Source organism: Streptomyces sp. NPDC094143 (assembly GCF_040303825.1).
GTDB lineage: Bacteria > Actinomycetota > Actinomycetes > Streptomycetales > Streptomycetaceae > Streptomyces.
On the sequence record NZ_JBEOTZ010000034.1, the window covers coordinates 1 to 15,445 of the forward strand.

Consider the following 15,445-nt stretch of genomic DNA (forward strand, 5'->3'; position numbering starts at 1 on the left):
GTCCGGCGGGCGGCTGCCGCCGCCCGCCGGACCCTCGGTACTGCTCGCCTTCCCCGCCGCGTCACGCGCACACGGCTCAGGCCGGTTCCGTGGCCGCCATCCGCTGCCTGGTGATCAGGGAGACGGTCTCGCGGGCCGGTGCGGGTGCGGCCGCGAGCCACTGGTGAGCGGCTTCCAGGGCGTGCCGGACGTCCCTGGTGCCGGTGGACACGCACAGCGTGTACGCCAGGTCGCGTGCCCGTGCGCTCACCTCTGCCGTCGCGCGGCTGGCCTCGGCGGCCGACAGTGCCTCGTACTCGTCCACGAGACGGCGCAGGACGGCGGGATGGGGCCTCAGCATGTCGTTTCGCTCCTCGTCGGGTCAGGTTGGTCAGGCCGTGGCGGAGGGGCCGCCGGTGCCCCGGTTTCCCGTCCGCTGCCCCAGCACCTCGTCGCGCACGCGGGCGCAGCTGCGGCTGATGAGGCGGGAGACGTGCATCTGGGAGATGCCCAGCCGGTCCGCGATGCGGCTCTGGGTCATGTCCTCGAAGAAGCGCATGTAGAGGATGGCCCGTTCGCGTTCCGGCAGCCGGCGCAGGCCTTCCTTGGCGGACTCGCGGTCGACCACGGTGTCGTAGGACGAGTCGGCCGCGCCGAGGGTGTCGGCGAGGCTGTAGCCGTCGTCGTCGGCGGACAGCTCGGCGTCCAGCGACAGCGTGCTGAAGCTGTCGAGGGCCTCCAGTCCGGCGTTGACCTCTTCCTCGGTCAGGCCGGTGTGGGTGGCGATGTCCGCCACGGAGGGTTCGGGGCTGCCCGGGTTCTGGGTGAGTTCACGCCGTGCGACGCGCACCTTGTTGCGCAGTTCCTGGACGCGGCGCGGAACCCTCAGGGCCCACATGCGGTCCCGGAAGTGGCGCTTGACCTCGCCGGTGATGGTGGGGACGGCGTAGCTCTCGAAGGCTCCCCGGCTCGGGTCGAACCGGTCGATGGCCTTGACGAGCCCCAGGGCGGCGACCTGCCGCAGGTCCTCGATGGACTCCCCGCGGTCGCGGAAGCGGCCGGCGATGCGGTGCGCCATGGGCAGCCAGAGCGTGACCAGTTCGTCGCGGACGGCTTCCCTCTCGGGCCCCTCTTCGAGCTCCGCCATTCGGGCGAAGAGAGCGGCGGTGTCGGGCGCGTCGTCGTGCCGCCGCTTGGTGGCGGTGGTCGTCGTTTCGGGCGTGCCGGGACGGTGGGTGGGCGTTTCGATGAGCATGCGGATTCGCTCCTGAACGGTGGTTTCAGGGATTACCGCGGGAAGGTCGCTGCCCGGATCGACCCGGACGGCCTCCGGGGCAGCCATACCGCTCCCGCTGGCGCGCCTCCGGTCCGAAGCACGAAACTGCGTCTGCCCTGCCCCCGGTGGAACAAACTCCGCTTTGCCGAGCAATCTTCCGGAACCGTCTGGGCACGGATCCGAACAGCTCAGGACAGGGGGACCACAGCGGTGATGCACTTGCCCCCGGCGGGCAGGTCCGACACCCGGACGTCGCGGGAGAGCCGGCAGACGATGGGCCAGCCGTGGCCGCCGTGCCGTATCCGGCCGTGCGGATCGGTGCGCGGGGCGGTCACCGGAAGCTGGTCACTGCGGTCGCTCACCGAGACCCGGACGCCTGGTCCGTCGATGTCGACGCGGAAGTCGGTGACTCCACCGCCGTGCAGGATCGCGTTGGTCGTCAGCTCCGAGGCGACGAGCAGCGCGTCGGACAGCGCGGCCGCGTCGCACGGGGTGCGGGTGGCGCGGCAGCGTTCGGCCACCGCCTGCTCCACGGCCCGGCGCGCCTCGGCCGGTTCGCACGGCCGGGCCCGGTTCGCGCCGGGCGGTTCGAAAACGGATTCGATCATGCGCTCGTCGCACATCCTTCTGCTCCCTGGTCGGTCAGGATGAAAGGGACGGATCCGGATCGCGTTCCACGGCCGCTCGCACGGGCACGTCCCGGGCTCACGGACCCGTTGCTTCCTTCGACTGCCGCGGCGTTCCGAACGCGCACCTCGCGCGTGCCGCGGGCTCTCCCCTTCGGCTCACCTTTCCCCGCACCTGCAAACCTCCGGACCACGACCTCAGCTCGAAAAGCCCCCGGCCGGCCGCGAGTCGGCTGCCATCTTCGGGCGTTGCCGGGGTACGCGGTGGTCATGACCGATGTGGTGGATTCGGACGAACTGCTGCGACGCATCCGGCGCGCGAGGGACTGCGCGCTGCGGGAGGAGCAGGCGTGGCAGACCAGGAGCGAGCAGTTGGGTGCGACGGACCCCCAGGGCGCCCGGGACGCAACCGTACGGCGCATGTCCTACGAGGCGGTCCGCACGGTGCTGGACGAGGTCCTGGCCCCGGGCAAGCACTCGGCGGAGGGGTGAACCGGGGCTGACGCGAGGACGTGGACGGCGGCCGGGACCACCGCGTCGGGCCGCAACGGCCGGTAGGAGTGCGCGGGGCTGACCAGCGGGGTCAGCCCGGGCGGACGGCTCGTGCCGCAGTCGTGGGGTGTCCGACGCCCGAGGGCCGGACGCTGCCACGCTCGTCGACCAGCCGGCAGGCACGTGCGGCAGTTCCCTGTCGGTGAAGGCCGCCATGCTGTCGGTCGAGGGTCCGCACGAGAAGCTCCCCACGGCGACGACCGGGAGACGTCCGGCGAGCTGCTCTCGGCGCCGGGCGACCTCGCGCGGGTGGCGCGGGAGCTGCCGGAGGCGCCGTGGTCTGGGCGCCGAAACGGCGGTGGTCCACCAGGTGCGCGTCGATCTGCCGGTGCTCGCGCAGCCAGTCCGCCGCCTGGAAGCCGGACCGGTGCTGGCGTACCTGCGGACCGGGCTGGAGGCGGGCATGCGCCTCCCCGACCCGACGGACCCCGACCTGGAGACGGTCCGGATCGTCGCGGAGGGTGCCGTGAAGTGAAACGGGTCACTCGACCCGCTCTCGGGTACGCGAACGTCCCCAGAATGGTTTACGGTTCACTCATACGTGGTGGCGGAGTCGACCCCCGTCCTCCGTGCCACCGCATCCGCCCTGGCTGGTTTCCCCCGTCCAGCCAGGGCTTTTTCCTGCCCGGACGGCCAGGCTCAGGAAGTCCCGTACGCCGAGGTGCCCACGGCCCCGCCAGCGGCTGAAATGGGCGTAGGGACAGCACCGCACTCGACGCCCGGCGAGGAGCTCCGCATGACCAAAGCGATCAAACTCCTGACCGCCCTGCCTCCGCCCCAGCGGCAGCGCCTGATGACGCTCGCCCGGGAGGTGTCCTTCCCCGAGGACGCCCGGATCTTCGAGGCGGACGGCACGGCCGACCGCTTCTGGGTCATCCGCTCCGGCGCCGTCTCCCTGGACCAGCAGGTCAACTCACTGCAGCGGGTGACCGTGGCCAGCCTCGGCGCGGGCGACCTGCTGGGCTGGTCCTGGCTGTTCCCGCCGTACACCTGGGACTTCGGCGCGGTGGCGTTCAGTCCGGTGCGGGCCTACGAGTTCGACGCGAGGGCCGTGCTGGACCTGTGCGAGGAGGACCCCGAGCTCGGGCTGACGCTCGTGCGCAACGTCGCCGAGGTGCTGGCGCACCGGCTGGAGATGACCCGGGGCAAGCTCATGGAGCAGTACACGCTGCACCGGCGCGGGGCGCTGTGACGCCCCGCGTCCGTCTAACCCGGTAGCGGCGCAGCGCCGATACCGCGGCGGCCAGGAGCAGCATCACGGCGACGACCAGCAGCCCGCCTCCCACGACGGCGGTGCGGGGCCCGAGCGCGGAGCCCGCGGTGCCGTGCAGCACGTCGGCCACCCCGGCGACGGCGAGGAACCCCACCGAGACCCACTGGTCGGCGCTCAGGCCGAAGCCCGTGATGCCCGCGCCCCAGACGACGACCGCCCCGATCACCGTCCAGCCGTGCCGGCGGGCCCGGGAGAAGGTCCCGGAGAACAGCCCGCCGAGCACCGCGCCGGCCGGGATCGCCGCGAAGAGCAGACCGCGCCGCCGGGGCGCTCCCGGCCCGGGGGCCCGCCGTTCGGTCGTGCTCTCACTCGCGTCCACGCGCCGTCGCGCTCTCGATGCTCACTACGCCTTTCCGGCCGGGATCACTGTCGCACCCGCCGCCGGTCGCCCGGCGGCCGGTGTCAGCTTCCGGCGATGAGCAGGGCACCGAGCACGATCATGGTGACGGCGACCAGGCCGTCCAGGACGCGCCAGGCGGCGGGCCTGGCGAGGAACCGGCCGAGCAGCCGGGCGCCGAACCCGAGGGCGGTGAACCAGCACAGGCTGGCCAGCACGGCACCCAGGCCGAACGTCCAGCGCAGCGAGCCGTGGTCGGCGGCGACGGAGCCCAGCAGGAACACGGTGTCGAGGTAGACGTGCGGGTTGAGCCAGGTCATCGCCAGGCAGGTGAGCACGGCCCGGCGCACCGAACCGGCCGCCTCTCCCTCCGTGCGCAGCGCGCCCCCGTCCGGCCGGATCACGCGGCGGGCGGCCAGTGCCCCGTAGCCCAGCAGGAAGGCGCCGCCGATCCAGCCGACCGCCGTCAGCGCGCCCGGCCAGGTCACCACGACCGCCCCGACCCCGCCGACGCCGAGCGCGATCAGCAGCGCGTCCGACAGCGCGCAGATGGCGACGACGGCGAGGACCGCCTGACGGCGGACGCCCTGGCGCAGGACGAAGGCGTTCTGGGCGCCGATGGCGACGATGAGGGACAGTCCGGTGCCGAAACCGGCGGCGCCGGCGGTGAGGGTGCTGGTCATGGCGTCGACGCTACGGACGGTGCCCGGGCTCGGTCCAGCTAAAGATTCTTACGTATCATTAGCGGTTGTGATGACGCCGGATCTCCCGCTGGATCAGCTGCGGACGCTGCTGGCGGTCGTGGACGAGGGGACGTTCGACGCGGCGGCCGCCGCGCTGCACGTGACGCCGTCAGCGGTCAGCCAGCGCGTGAAGGCGCTGGAGCAGCGCACGGGGCAGGTCGTGCTGATGCGGACCAAGCCGGTGCGGCCGACCGAGTCCGGTGCGGTGCTGGTGCGGCTGGCCCGCCAGGTGGCGCGGCTGGAGCGGGACGCGTACGCCGAGCTCGGGCTGAGCGGCACCGGTGAGCCGGTCCGGATGTCGGTGGCGGTGAACGCGGACTCGCTGGCCACCTGGTTCCTGCCCGTGCTCTCCCGGGTGCCGCCAGAGGCGCGGCTGTACTTCGAGCTGCGCCGCGAGGACGAGGACCACACGGCGGCGCTGCTGCGGGAGGGCGCGGTGATGGCCGCGGTGACGTCCTCGCCGGACCCGGTGCCGGGCTGCTCCGTACGCGCCCTCGGGCGGATGCGGTACCTGCCGGTCGCCGCGCCGGACTTCGCCGCGCGTCATCTCGCCGGGCCACTGGCGGACGTGCTGCTGGAGGCGCCCGTGGTGGTCTTCGACCGGCGGGACGACTTCCAGGACGGCTTCGTGCGCCGGCTCACCCGGGGACGGAGCGGCGCGAGCGCGCTGCGCCACTACGTGCCGACGTCGGAGGGGTTCGTCGAGGCGGTCGCCGCCGGGCTGGGCTGGGGCCTGGTGCCGGAGGCCCAGGCGGAGCCCCTGCTGCGCGCCGGCCGCCTCGTCGGCATCGCCCCGGACCGGACCGTGGACGTGCCCCTGTACTGGCAGCAGTGGAAACTCGACTCGCCGGCCCTGGCCCACGTGGCGGAGACGGTCACCGCGACCGCGGCGAAGGCCCTGCGGGGCTGACGCCCGCGTCCCGGCCCGCCCTGCCCTGTCCCTGACCGGCCCCCAGCCGGGCTGCCGCGCTGTCCAGGAGCATGTCCAGGACCGTCGGGTAGGCGCTCGTGACCATGCGCGTGGCGAGAAGAGGGGCCGCCTCGGCGATGCGGGGGTGGGTGGCGGCGGGCAGCCGGGCGTACGTCGAGCGCCACATGTCCTCGTCGGCGCGGAGCGACTCACGGGGCAGGGCCAGCGCGGCGGCGTCCAGGGCCGCGAAGCCCAGCGTGGTGTCGATGAAGGCGTGGTACACCCGCACCGCCTCCGGCAGCGGGAAGCCCGCCGTGCGCAGGACGTCCAGGACCGCCTCGTCGGCCGCGAGCTCGTTGGCCCGGCCCGAGACCCGGCTCGCGGTGAGCACCGCCGCCTGCGGATGCTCGACGTAGGCGGCGTGCACGGCCAGCCCGAACGCCCGCAGGTCCGCCCGCCACTCCCCCGTGCGCCGCCAGCCGTCCAGCGCCCGGCCGATGAGGGCGTCGCCGATGGCGAGCGTCAGGTCGTCCATGCCCCGGAAGTACCGGTAGAGCGTGCTCGGGTCGGCGTCCAGGGCGAGCCCGAGGCGGCGGGCGGTCAGGCCCGCGCTGCCGTGCTCGCGCAGCAGGCGCAGCGCCGTCCGGACGATCAGCTCCTCGGACAGCACCGTGCCGCGCTTGGTGGGCCTGCGCCGACGGCGTTTCTCCTCGGGGACCACGGGCTTGGGCACCTCGGTCACCTCCTCGCTCCGGGGGCGTTCCCGGCCTTATGCCAACGCCATTGACCTTATGTCGGCGGGCGGCGTTGTATCTCCCCCGAGGGCGCGCCACGTTCTTCGCACAGAGGGAGTTTCTGCCATGCGTGTACTGCTCGTGGGTGCCGGCGGTGTGGGCGGCGCGATCACCCGGATCGCCGCCCGGCGGCCGTTCTTCGAGGCGATGGTGGTGGCCGACCACGACCCGGAGCGGGCGCGGGCGGCGGTCGAGTCGCTCGGCGGCGACCGGCGGTTCACCGCCGAGCGGGTGGACGCGGGCGACGAGGCGGCCGTGATCCGCCTGCTGGCCTCGCACCGCTGCGACGTCCTGCTCAACGCCACCGACCCCCGCTTCGTGATGCCGCTGTTCCGCGCGGCCCGCGCCGCGGGCGCGACCTACCTGGACATGGCGATGTCGCTGTCCCGGCCGCACCCGGAGCGGCCGTACGAGGAGTGCGGGGTCAAGCTCGGCGACGAGCAGTTCGCCCAGGCCGGGCAGTGGGAGAAGGAAGGGCTGCTGGCCCTGGTCGGGATGGGTGTCGAGCCTGGCCTGTCGGACGTGTTCGCCCGCCACGCCGCCGACGAACTCTTCGACGAGATCGAGGAGATCGGCATCCGGGACGGCGCGAACCTCACCGTCGACGGCTTCGGCTTCGCGCCCTCCTTCAGCATCTGGACGACCATCGAGGAGTGCCTCAACCCGCCGGTGGTCTACGAGTCGGACCGGGGCTGGTACACCACCGCCCCCTTCAGCGAACCCGAGGTGTTCGACTTCCCCGAGGGCATCGGGGAGGTCGAGTGCGTGAACGTGGAGCACGAGGAGGTGCTGCTGATCCCGCGCCGGCTCGACGTGCGCCGGGTCACCTTCAAGTACGGCCTGGGCCGGGAGTTCGTCGAGACGCTGCGGACGCTGCACCTGCTGGGCCTGGACCGCACCGACCCGGTGACGGTGCCGGGGCCGCAGGGTCCGGTGGCGGTCTCGCCCCGGGACGTGGTCGCCGCGTGCCTGCCCGACCCGGCGACGCTGGGCGAGCGGATGCACGGCAAGACGTGCGCGGGCACCTGGGTGCGGGGCGTGAAGGACGGCAGGCCGCGCGAGGTGTACCTGTACCACGTGGTCGACAACCAGTGGTCGATGGCGGAGTACGGCTCACAGGCCGTGGTGTGGCAGACCGCGGTCAACCCGGTCGTGGCGCTCGAACTGCTCGCCACGGGCGCCTGGTCCAGGGTGGGCGTGCTCGGCCCCGAGGCCTTCCCGGCCCGGCCGTTCCTCGACCTGCTGACTGCCTACGGCTCCCCCTGGGGCATGCGGGTGCAGTGAACACATGTGAACGGTTCTCCACGAAGGTCCTGTTTCACCGGGCATCGACAGGTGACCCGAAAAGGAGTAAGCATCCGAAAGAGCACGTATCTACTGCGATGCAGGTGACTTCGATGGACAACTGGCGGAACCACGCTGCCTGCCGGACCGAGGACCCCGAACTCTTCTTCCCGATCGGCACCTCCGGCCCGGCCCTGATGCAGACCCAGCAGGCCAAGGCGGTGTGCAGGCGCTGCCCGGTGCAGGAGCAGTGCCTGGAGTGGGCGCTGGACACGGGACAGTCCATCGGCGTGTGGGGCGGGACGAGTGAGGACGAACGGCGTGCCCTGAAGCGGCGCGCCGCGGCCCGGCGGCGCTCGGGCTGAGCCGGGCGGGCCGCCCGCCGGCCACAGGCCGCGGGTGGCCCGCCCTCCGCACGTGACCGCGGTGACCACACGCGGCCGCACGCGGCTCACCGCACGGCACCCACGCGACCGCGCGGGGCCCGGGCCGTTCTCCGGCCCGGGCCCCGCGCGGTCGTCCGCGGTTCAGCCGCGTCGCAGCGTCCCCCAGGGCTTCTCCTGGCGGGCCACTTCCGCCTTCGCCTCGTCGATGACCTGCAGATCGATCCAGCCCAGCGGCCGGACGTCGACGACCAAGGGCTCGTTGTCCGGCCCGCGCGCGATCTCCTTGCCCGTGAGCACCCAGGGGCGGACCCCGGGCCCCTTCTCGTGCGGCAGATGGGCGTAGTCGTACAGGCGCCTGGCCACCCACAGGCGGACGGGCCGGTCCTCCCACCACTCCTCGACATCGAGCGGGTTGGCGGACAGGCCCGGCATGGGCACGCCCGTCAGATCGTCCGTGCTGGACACGTCGCGGAGATCGGTCTCCGGGCCGCGGGACCAGCGCACGTACAGGTCCTGGTCCCCGTCGACCAGCTCGGCGAGTTCGTCGAGTGTGCGCACGACCCGCAGGTCGTCCGATGCACTCATGTCGTGACCTCCTCCCTCGACGTGGTCAGGCGGACGGAGTACCCGCCCGGCGCGGGCGGAATCGGCCGTTCGGCAGGAAGCGCCGTCGACGCCCGGTGGGAGTTACGCTCGCGGCACGTCCGCCCGCCGCCGAAGGGGCCCGTTCATGAGCGTTCGCGTGCGCCGCGTCTACGATCCGCCCGAGCCGCAGGACGGGGTGCGGGTCCTGGTCGACCGGCTGTGGCCGCGCGGTCTGGCGAAGGACGCGGCGCGGGTGGACGAGTGGCCGAAGCCCCTCACCCCGTCGACGGAGCTGCGGCGCTGGTACCACGCGGGCGAGGGCTCCTACGAGGAGTTCGCCGAGCGGTACGAGGCGGAACTCGCCGCCGGCGAGGCGGCCGAGGCTCTGGACGGGGTGCGGCAGCTGGCCCGCGAGGGCGGGGTGACGCTGCTGACCGCGTCGAAGACGCCCGCGGAGAGCCACGCCTCGGTGCTCGCCCGCCTCCTGGAGGCGTAGGCCTCCGCGGAGCGTGAGGAGACGGGCCGTGGCGGGCGGGGTCAGGCGGTCTGCCGGGCCGCCGCCCGGCCCGCGGCGCGCCCGGAGAACAGACAGCCGCCGAGGAAGGTGCCCTCCAGGGCGTTGTAGCCGTGCACCCCGCCGCCGCCGAAGCCGGCGACCTCCCCGGCCGCGTACAGTCCCTCGACCGGCGTGCCGTCGGTGCCGAGGGCGCGGGAGTCGAGGTCGGTCTGGATGCCGCCGAGGGTCTTGCGGGTGAGGATGTGCAGCCTGACGCCGACGAGGGGCCCCGCGGCCGGGTCCAGGATGCGGTGCGGGGTGGCGACCCGGCCGAGCCGGTCGCCGATGTAGCGGCGGGCGTTGCGGATGCCCTGGACCTGGGCGTCCTTGGCGTAGGGGTGGGCGATCTGCAGGTCGCGGGCCTCGATCTGGCGCTTGATCTCCGCGGCGTCGAGCAGCGGCTCGCCGGTGAGCTGGTTCATCTTCTCCACGAGCTGCTCGATGCCGGGCGCGGTCACGAAGTCGGCGCCCTTGCGCAGGAACGCGTCGACCGGTCCGGGCGCACCCTTGCCGAGGATGCGCTCCTTCAGGAACCCGGCGCGGTCCTTGGCGGTGATGTCCGGGTTCTGCTCGGAGCCCGACAGGGCGAACTCCTTCTCGATGATCTTCCGGGTGAGGATGAACCAGGAGTGGTCGTACCCGGCGATGTCCTCGGTGGTGCGCAGGTGCTTCAGGGTGCCGAGGGTGTCGTAGCCCGGCAGGTACGGGCCGGGCAGGCGGCGGCCGAGGGCGTCGAACCACATCGAGGACGGTCCGGGCAGGATGCGGATGCCGTGCCCGGGCCAGATCGGGTCCCAGTTCCGCAGGCCCTCGGTGTAGTGCCACATGCGGTCCCGGTTGACCAGGCGCACGCCGGCCTCGGCGCTGATGTCGAGCATCCGCCCGTCGACGTACGCCGGCACGCCCGTCACCATCTTCTTCGGCGGGGTGCCGAGGCGCTCGGGCCAGTGGCGGCGGACGATGTCGTGGTCGGCGCCGATGCCGCCGCTGGTGATGATGACGGCCTGGGCGGTGAGTTCGAACTCGCCGACCGGGTCGCGGTTGGAGGCGACGCCGCGGGGTGCGGTGTCCTCGGCCAGGACCGTGCCGCGCACGCCCTTCGCCGTGCCGCCCTCGACGAGCAGGGCGTCGACGCGGTGGCGGTGGTGGAAGGTGAGCAGGCCGTCGCGCGCGGCCTGCTTCGCGTAGCGGACGAAGGGCTCGACGACGCCGGTGCCGGTGCCCCAGGCGATGTGGAAGCGGGGCACGCTGTTGCCGTGCCCGTGCGCGGTCAGGTCGCCGCGCTCGGCCCAGCCCACGGTGGGCAGGAAGCTGATGCCGTGGCCGTCGAGCCAGGACCGCTTCTCCCCTGCGGCGAACTCGACGTAGGCGCGGGCCCAGCGCACGGCCCAGGAGTCCTCGTCGTCCAGGCGGTCGAAGCCGGCGCTGCCCCGCCAGTCGCTCCAGGCGAGGTCGAAGGAGTCCTTGATGCCCAGGCGGCGCTGCTGCGGCGAGTCGACGAGGAACAGCCCGCCGAAGGACCAGAAGGCCTGGCCGCCGAGGTTGGCGGCGTTCTCCTGGTCGACGAGCGCGACCTTCCTGCCCCTGCTGGTCAGTTCGTGTGCCGCGACCAGGCCGGCGAGGCCCGCTCCGACGACGATGACGTCGGCGTCCATGGCGACGTTCCCTTCCTCAGTGCTGCGCGTGATCGGGGGTGCCGCTGCCGTCGGTCAGCAGGGCCGTGAGCAGTTGCTTCAGCCAGGCCCGGGCGTGTTCGACGTCCCGGTCCAGCAGCAGTTGCGTGGTGACGCCGTCGTAGGCCGCGACCACGGCGTGGGCGGCGCCGTGGGTGCCGCCGAGGACGGCGGGCAGGGCGGTGTGCCCGCGGGCGCGGGCGAGGCGGCCGGCGATCGCCTCGCGCAGCCGGGCGCGGTGTTCCAGCAGGGTGCGGGCCACGTCCGGGTCGCGGGCCGCGTGCACGAGGAAGTCCGTCTTCACCAGCAGCCAGTCCCGGTCGAGGAGCAGCACGTCGGTGACGCGGTCCACGGCGGCCGGGACGTCGAGGCCGGGTCCGTCCAGGGCGAGGGCCCCGGACACCTGGTCGGCGATCAGTTCGGCCCGCTCCCGGTAGAGGGCGAAGAACAGCTCGTCGAGGCTGGAGAAGTTGGAGTAGAAGGCACCCCTGCTGTAGCCGGCGGCCTCGCAGATCTCCTCGATCGAGACGTGCCCGAAGCCCTTGGCCGCGAAGACGGCGAACGCGGCGTCCAGGAGGCTGGCGCGGGTGCGGACCCTGCGCCGGGTCACACGGCCGGTCGTCGTCTGCACGGTCGACCCCCTTTCGATACGGGAATGTATTCGATACATGCGTGTATCGAAAGGGCCGAGCCCGAGATGGAACACACTTTCGATTCGGAGGTACGCTGCAGACATGCACCTCCAGGGCTCCCTCTTCGACCAGACCGACGAGCTGCGCCTCGGTCCGCTCGACGGAATCCGCCGCACCGAGCTGGGCTTCGGCGCCTGGCTCGACGTGCTGCCCGGGTGGCTCTCCGGCTCCGACGCGCTGTTCGAACAGCTCGCCGCCGAGGTGCCCTGGCGCGCGGAGCGGCGCCAGATGTACGACCACGTCGTCGACGTCCCCCGGCTGCTGGCGTTCTACGGCGCGGGCGAACCGCTGCCCCACCCGGTGCTGGCCGAGGCACGGGACGCGCTGAGCGCCCACTACGGCGAGGAGCTGGGCGAGCCGTTCACCACGGCGGGCCTGTGCTACTACCGCGACGGCCGGGACAGCGTCGCCTGGCACGGCGACCGGAACGGGCGCGGTGCCCGCGAGGACACGATGGTGGCCATCCTGTCGGTCGGCACACCCCGGGACCTGCTGCTGCGGCCCCTGGGCGGCGGCCGGGACACCGTGCGCCGTCCCCTGGGCCACGGCGACCTCGTCGTGATGGGCGGCTCCTGCCAGCGCACCTGGGAGCACTCGATCCCGAAGAGCACCCGCGCGACCGGGCCGCGCATCAGCATCCAGTTCCGCCCGCACGGCGTGCACTGACGCCGCCCCGAGCGTCCCCGCCTCGGCGGGGACGCTCGGCCGGCCCCGGCGATCCGGTCCGCCCCGGGGTCTGCTTTCCTTCTCCCGTCGGGAGCGGGAGCGGGATCACACGACGCGGGGCGATCATGCGGGCAGGCGTACAGCACGTCGCGGACGGCACCTACCTGGTGCACGGCTCGAACACCAACTGGGTGATCCTCACCGAAGGGGACGCCGTCACGCTGGTCGACACGGGCTACCCCGGCGACCGGGAGCAGCTCCTCGCCTCGCTCGCGGAGGTGGGCAGCGCCCCGGAGGCGGTGACGGCCGTGCTGATCACCCACGCACACAACGACCACCTGGGATCCGCCGAGTACCTGCGGGCCGCGTACGGCACGCCCGTGTACCTGCACGAGGCCGAAGTGCCGCACGCCCGGCGGGACTTCCTGCAGCAGGTGACCGTCGGGACGGTGCTGCGGAACGCCTGGCGCCCCGGGGTGCTGTCCTGGACGGCGCACGTGCTGCGCTCCGGCGGCACGCAGCAGCACCCCGTCACGGCCCCCGAGCCGTTCCCGCGGGCCGGCGCCCTGGACCTGCCCGGGCGCCCCGTGCCGGTGCACACCCCGGGCCACACGGACGGCCACTGCGCGTACCACCTGCCGGGCACCGGTGCGCTGATCTCGGGCGACGCCCTGGTCAGCGGGCACGCCACCTCGCGGTTCGAGGGGCCGCAGCTGCTGCCGGACATGTTCCACCACGAGCGGCCGCGCGCGGTGGCGTCCCTGGACGTCCTCGCCGCACTGGAGGGCGAGCTGCTGCTGCCCGGGCACGGGCCGGTGCACCGCGGTCCGGTGCGCGACGCCGCGCTCCGGGCCCGGGAACGCGCCCTTTAGAGTGAGGCGACGATCGGCGGCGAGACAAGGACACCCGGCGCATGGCACTGCAGATCAGCGCGACGAACCCGGAGCACCCCGCGCTCCTGCTGGAGCTGCCGTGGGACGTGCCCCTGGAGGACTGGCCGGAGGAGTACCTGGTTCCGCTGCCGCGCGGCATCTCCCGCCACGTGGTGCGCTACTCGCGCGCCGGGGACGAGGTGATCGCCGTCAAGGAGCTGGCCGAGCGGCCCGCGCTGCGCGAGTACGAGCTGCTGCGCGACCTGGACCGGATCGGCATCCCGGCGGTGGACCCGCTGGCCGTGGTCACCGGCCGCACCGACGCGGACGGCGCCCCGCTGGAGAGCGTGCTGGTCACCCGGCACCTGGGCGGCTCCATGCCCTACCGCTCGATGTTCGAGACGACCATGCGCCCGGCCACCATGCACCGGCTGATGGACGCGCTCGCGGTGCTGCTGGTGCGGCTGCACCTGGCCGGGTTCGCCTGGGGTGACTGCTCGCTGTCCAACACCCTCTTCCGGCGCGACGCGGGCGCCTACGCGGCCTACCTGGTCGACGCCGAGACCGGTGACCTGCACCCGCAGCTCAGCCAGGGGCAGCGCGAGTACGACCTCGATCTGGCCCGGGTGAACATCAGCGGGGAGCTGCTGGACCTGGAGGCGTCCGGGGCGCTGCACCCGTCGGTGGACCCGATCGAGTTCGGCATGGAGATCTGCGCCCGTTACCGCGGCCTGTGGGACGAGCTGACCCGCACCTCGGTCTACCCGGCGGGCAAGCACCACTACATCGAACGCCGGATCCGCCGCCTGAACGAACTCGGCTTCGACGTCGCCGAGATGCAGATCGAGCACGCGTCCCACGGCGACACCGTCACCTTCGTGCCCAAGGTCGTCGACGCCGGCCACCACCAGCGGCAGCTGCTGCGGCTGACCGGTCTGGACGCCGAGGAGAACCAGGCCCGGCGGCTGCTGAACGACCTGGAGAGCTGGATGGCGACCCAGGACGACTACGCGCCGAACGACCCTTCCTCCAGTTCTCGGCTTCGCTCGAACAGGGGGGACCTCCATGGCGCCCGCCCCGAGGTCCTCGCCCACCGCTGGGTGCGGGAGGTGTTCCGGCCGACCGTGCGGGCCGTCCCGCCCGAACTGCGGGGCTCCATGGACCCGGCGGAGATCTACCACCAGCTCCTGGAACACCGCTGGTACCTGTCCGAGCGGGCCCAGCACGACATCGGCCTCGACACGGCGGTCGAGGACTACATCAAGAACATCCTGCCGAAGGCGCGCAAGACGCTGCAGCCGACGGCGGAGTGAGTCACCGCTCCGGTGCGGTGTGCGGCACCACCGCCACCGGGCAGTCCGCGTGGTGCAGAACCCCGTGGGCGACCGAGCCGATCCGGGCGCCGACGGCCGTGCGGTGGGCGCGGCGGCCGACGACCATCAGCTGGGCCGTCCCGGCCACCGACAGCAGCACCTGGCCGGCGCTGCCCATCTCCACGTGCTCCTTCACCTGCACCCCGGGGAACCGCTCCCGCCAGGGCCGCACCGCCGCGGCCAGGGCCTTCTTCTCGTACGGCTCCAGGCCTCCGGCCTCGTCGAGCAGCTTCAGCGAGCCCGGGCTGTAGGCGAACACGGGCGGCAGGGTCCAGGCCCGCACCACCCGCACGGACGCCCCGCGCGCGGCGGCCGTCTCGAAGGCGAAGCGGAGCGCGTCGGCGCTGTCCTCCGGGTCGCCCTGCTGGCCCACCACGACCTCCCGCCCCGCGGCCTCGCCCGACGGCTGGTCGCCGGCGCGGACGAGCACCACGGGCCGGGTGGCCTCCGCGATGACCTGCTGGCCGACCGAGCCGAGCAGGAAGCCGACGATCGGCCCGTGCCCGCGCGAGCCGAGCACGAGCAGCTCGGCGTCGGCAGCGGCGGCGACCAGGGTGTCGACGGCCGGACCCCGCACCACGTCGGTGGTCACCTCCAGGCCGGGGTGGCGTTCGGTGACGGTCGCGACGGCCTCGGTGACGGCACCGTGCACCCACTCGGCCTGGCTGTCGGCGTCCCCTTCGATCCCTGCTTCGAGGGCCTCCCGCGGCTGGAATTGCCAGGCGTGCACCACGCGCAGCGGACGGTCGCGCCGCACCGCCTCGCGGGCCGCCCAGCCGAGGGCCGCGAGGCTCTCCTGCGTTCCGTCGACCCCTGCGGTGATCGGGCGTGTCATCCGGCTGCCTCCTTGTGTAGGTCACTGCGATGG

At 73.3% G+C, this 15,445-nt stretch carries 19 protein-coding genes and 1 pseudogene; 10 read left to right on the top strand and 10 right to left on the bottom strand.

The genetic code is table 11. The features are described from left to right. Positions 1–76: 76 nt before the first annotated feature. From ABTZ58_RS31985 to ABTZ58_RS31995, 3 genes are all read right to left on the bottom strand, one after another. Positions 77–340 carry a DUF5133 domain-containing protein gene (locus ABTZ58_RS31985; RefSeq protein WP_351364325.1) on the bottom strand — a complete coding sequence of 88 codons (264 nt, stop codon included), beginning with the start codon at positions 338–340 and terminating at the stop codon, positions 77–79. A 30-nt stretch (positions 341–370) separates the two neighbouring features. Continuing rightward, positions 371–1,234, bottom strand: a complete 864-nt coding sequence (locus ABTZ58_RS31990) for an RNA polymerase sigma factor SigF (protein ID WP_351364328.1) — start codon at positions 1,232–1,234, stop codon at positions 371–373. Positions 1,235–1,443: 209 nt separating this feature from the next. Next, entirely contained in the window at positions 1,444–1,878 is a 435-nt protein-coding gene (locus ABTZ58_RS31995) for an ATP-binding protein (RefSeq protein WP_502996158.1), read from the bottom strand. A gap of 273 nt (positions 1,879–2,151) precedes the next feature. On the opposite strand from ABTZ58_RS31995, the gene ABTZ58_RS32000 reads away from it, so the two are divergent. From ABTZ58_RS32000 to ABTZ58_RS32010, 3 genes are all read left to right on the top strand, one after another. Continuing rightward, on the top strand, positions 2,152–2,373 hold the full coding sequence (locus ABTZ58_RS32000; protein ID WP_351364334.1) for a hypothetical protein: 222 nt from the start codon (positions 2,152–2,154) through the stop codon (positions 2,371–2,373). 127 nt (positions 2,374–2,500) lie between these two features. Continuing rightward, positions 2,501–2,908 (top strand): hypothetical protein, encoded by a 408-nt coding sequence (locus ABTZ58_RS32005; RefSeq protein WP_351364336.1) that lies wholly within the window; start codon positions 2,501–2,503, stop codon positions 2,906–2,908. 261 nt (positions 2,909–3,169) lie between these two features. Continuing rightward, the gene (locus tag ABTZ58_RS32010; RefSeq protein ID WP_351364339.1) at positions 3,170–3,625 is read left to right on the top strand and encodes a cyclic nucleotide-binding domain-containing protein; all 456 of its coding nucleotides are present in this window, start codon (positions 3,170–3,172) and stop codon (positions 3,623–3,625) included. Here the strand turns inward: ABTZ58_RS32010 and ABTZ58_RS32015 are convergent. Together ABTZ58_RS32015 and ABTZ58_RS32020 are read right to left on the bottom strand one after the other, a co-directional pair. Then, positions 3,585–3,962, bottom strand: a pseudogene (locus ABTZ58_RS32015) (hypothetical protein); the annotation flags it as partial. The gene ABTZ58_RS32010 and the pseudogene ABTZ58_RS32015 overlap by 41 nt on opposite strands. Before the next feature lie 146 nt (positions 3,963–4,108). Next, a complete protein-coding gene (locus ABTZ58_RS32020; RefSeq protein WP_351364342.1) occupies positions 4,109–4,726 on the bottom strand; it encodes a LysE/ArgO family amino acid transporter in 618 nt (205 codons plus the stop codon). 70 nt (positions 4,727–4,796) lie between these two features. Between ABTZ58_RS32020 and ABTZ58_RS32025 the strand changes: the two genes are divergently transcribed. Beyond that, positions 4,797–5,696 carry a LysR family transcriptional regulator ArgP gene (locus ABTZ58_RS32025; RefSeq protein WP_351364345.1) on the top strand — a complete coding sequence of 300 codons (900 nt, stop codon included), beginning with the start codon at positions 4,797–4,799 and terminating at the stop codon, positions 5,694–5,696. Here the strand turns inward: ABTZ58_RS32025 and ABTZ58_RS32030 are convergent. Continuing rightward, the gene (locus tag ABTZ58_RS32030; protein ID WP_351364348.1) at positions 5,662–6,429 is read right to left on the bottom strand and encodes a TetR/AcrR family transcriptional regulator; all 768 of its coding nucleotides are present in this window, start codon (positions 6,427–6,429) and stop codon (positions 5,662–5,664) included. The genes ABTZ58_RS32025 and ABTZ58_RS32030 overlap by 35 nt on opposite strands. A gap of 127 nt (positions 6,430–6,556) precedes the next feature. Between ABTZ58_RS32030 and ABTZ58_RS32035 the strand changes: the two genes are divergently transcribed. Together ABTZ58_RS32035 and ABTZ58_RS32040 are read left to right on the top strand one after the other, a co-directional pair. Further along, positions 6,557–7,774 carry a saccharopine dehydrogenase family protein gene (locus ABTZ58_RS32035; RefSeq protein WP_351364350.1) on the top strand — a complete coding sequence of 406 codons (1,218 nt, stop codon included), beginning with the start codon at positions 6,557–6,559 and terminating at the stop codon, positions 7,772–7,774. Between the two features lie 113 nt (positions 7,775–7,887). Then, positions 7,888–8,139, top strand: a complete 252-nt coding sequence (locus tag ABTZ58_RS32040; RefSeq protein WP_351364353.1) for a WhiB family transcriptional regulator — start codon at positions 7,888–7,890, stop codon at positions 8,137–8,139. A 162-nt stretch (positions 8,140–8,301) separates the two neighbouring features. Here ABTZ58_RS32040 and ABTZ58_RS32045 read toward each other — a convergent pair whose 3' ends face one another. After that, entirely contained in the window at positions 8,302–8,745 is a 444-nt protein-coding gene (locus ABTZ58_RS32045) for a DUF6098 family protein (RefSeq protein ID WP_351364356.1), read from the bottom strand. Between the two features lie 145 nt (positions 8,746–8,890). Between ABTZ58_RS32045 and ABTZ58_RS32050 the strand changes: the two genes are divergently transcribed. Next, positions 8,891–9,241: a DUF488 domain-containing protein gene (locus ABTZ58_RS32050; protein WP_351364359.1), complete on the top strand. Its 351-nt coding sequence runs from the start codon at positions 8,891–8,893 to the stop codon at positions 9,239–9,241. A gap of 41 nt (positions 9,242–9,282) precedes the next feature. Here ABTZ58_RS32050 and ABTZ58_RS32055 read toward each other — a convergent pair whose 3' ends face one another. Next, on the bottom strand, positions 9,283–10,956 hold the full coding sequence (locus tag ABTZ58_RS32055; protein WP_351364362.1) for an FAD-binding dehydrogenase: 1,674 nt from the start codon (positions 10,954–10,956) through the stop codon (positions 9,283–9,285). Positions 10,957–10,972: 16 nt separating this feature from the next. Then, positions 10,973–11,644 carry a TetR/AcrR family transcriptional regulator gene (locus tag ABTZ58_RS32060; protein WP_502996159.1) on the bottom strand — a complete coding sequence of 224 codons (672 nt, stop codon included), beginning with the start codon at positions 11,642–11,644 and terminating at the stop codon, positions 10,973–10,975. 64 nt (positions 11,645–11,708) lie between these two features. Here ABTZ58_RS32060 and ABTZ58_RS32065 point away from each other — a divergent pair, with 64 nt between their 5' ends. The 3 genes from ABTZ58_RS32065 (at position 11,709) to ABTZ58_RS32075 (ending at position 14,517) form a co-directional block, all read left to right on the top strand. Further along, on the top strand, positions 11,709–12,332 hold the full coding sequence (locus ABTZ58_RS32065) for an alpha-ketoglutarate-dependent dioxygenase AlkB family protein (RefSeq protein ID WP_351364368.1): 624 nt from the start codon (positions 11,709–11,711) through the stop codon (positions 12,330–12,332). Between the two features lie 125 nt (positions 12,333–12,457). Beyond that, positions 12,458–13,204 carry an MBL fold metallo-hydrolase gene (locus ABTZ58_RS32070; protein ID WP_351364371.1) on the top strand — a complete coding sequence of 249 codons (747 nt, stop codon included), beginning with the start codon at positions 12,458–12,460 and terminating at the stop codon, positions 13,202–13,204. Positions 13,205–13,245: 41 nt separating this feature from the next. After that, positions 13,246–14,517, top strand: a complete 1,272-nt coding sequence (locus tag ABTZ58_RS32075) for a DUF4032 domain-containing protein (RefSeq protein ID WP_351364374.1) — start codon at positions 13,246–13,248, stop codon at positions 14,515–14,517. A 1-nt stretch (position 14,518) separates the two neighbouring features. On the opposite strand, the gene ABTZ58_RS32080 is transcribed toward ABTZ58_RS32075, so the two are convergent. Next, positions 14,519–15,412, bottom strand: coding sequence for a universal stress protein (locus ABTZ58_RS32080; RefSeq protein WP_351364377.1), 894 nt, complete (start codon positions 15,410–15,412; stop codon positions 14,519–14,521). Positions 15,413–15,445: the final 33 nt, after the last annotated feature.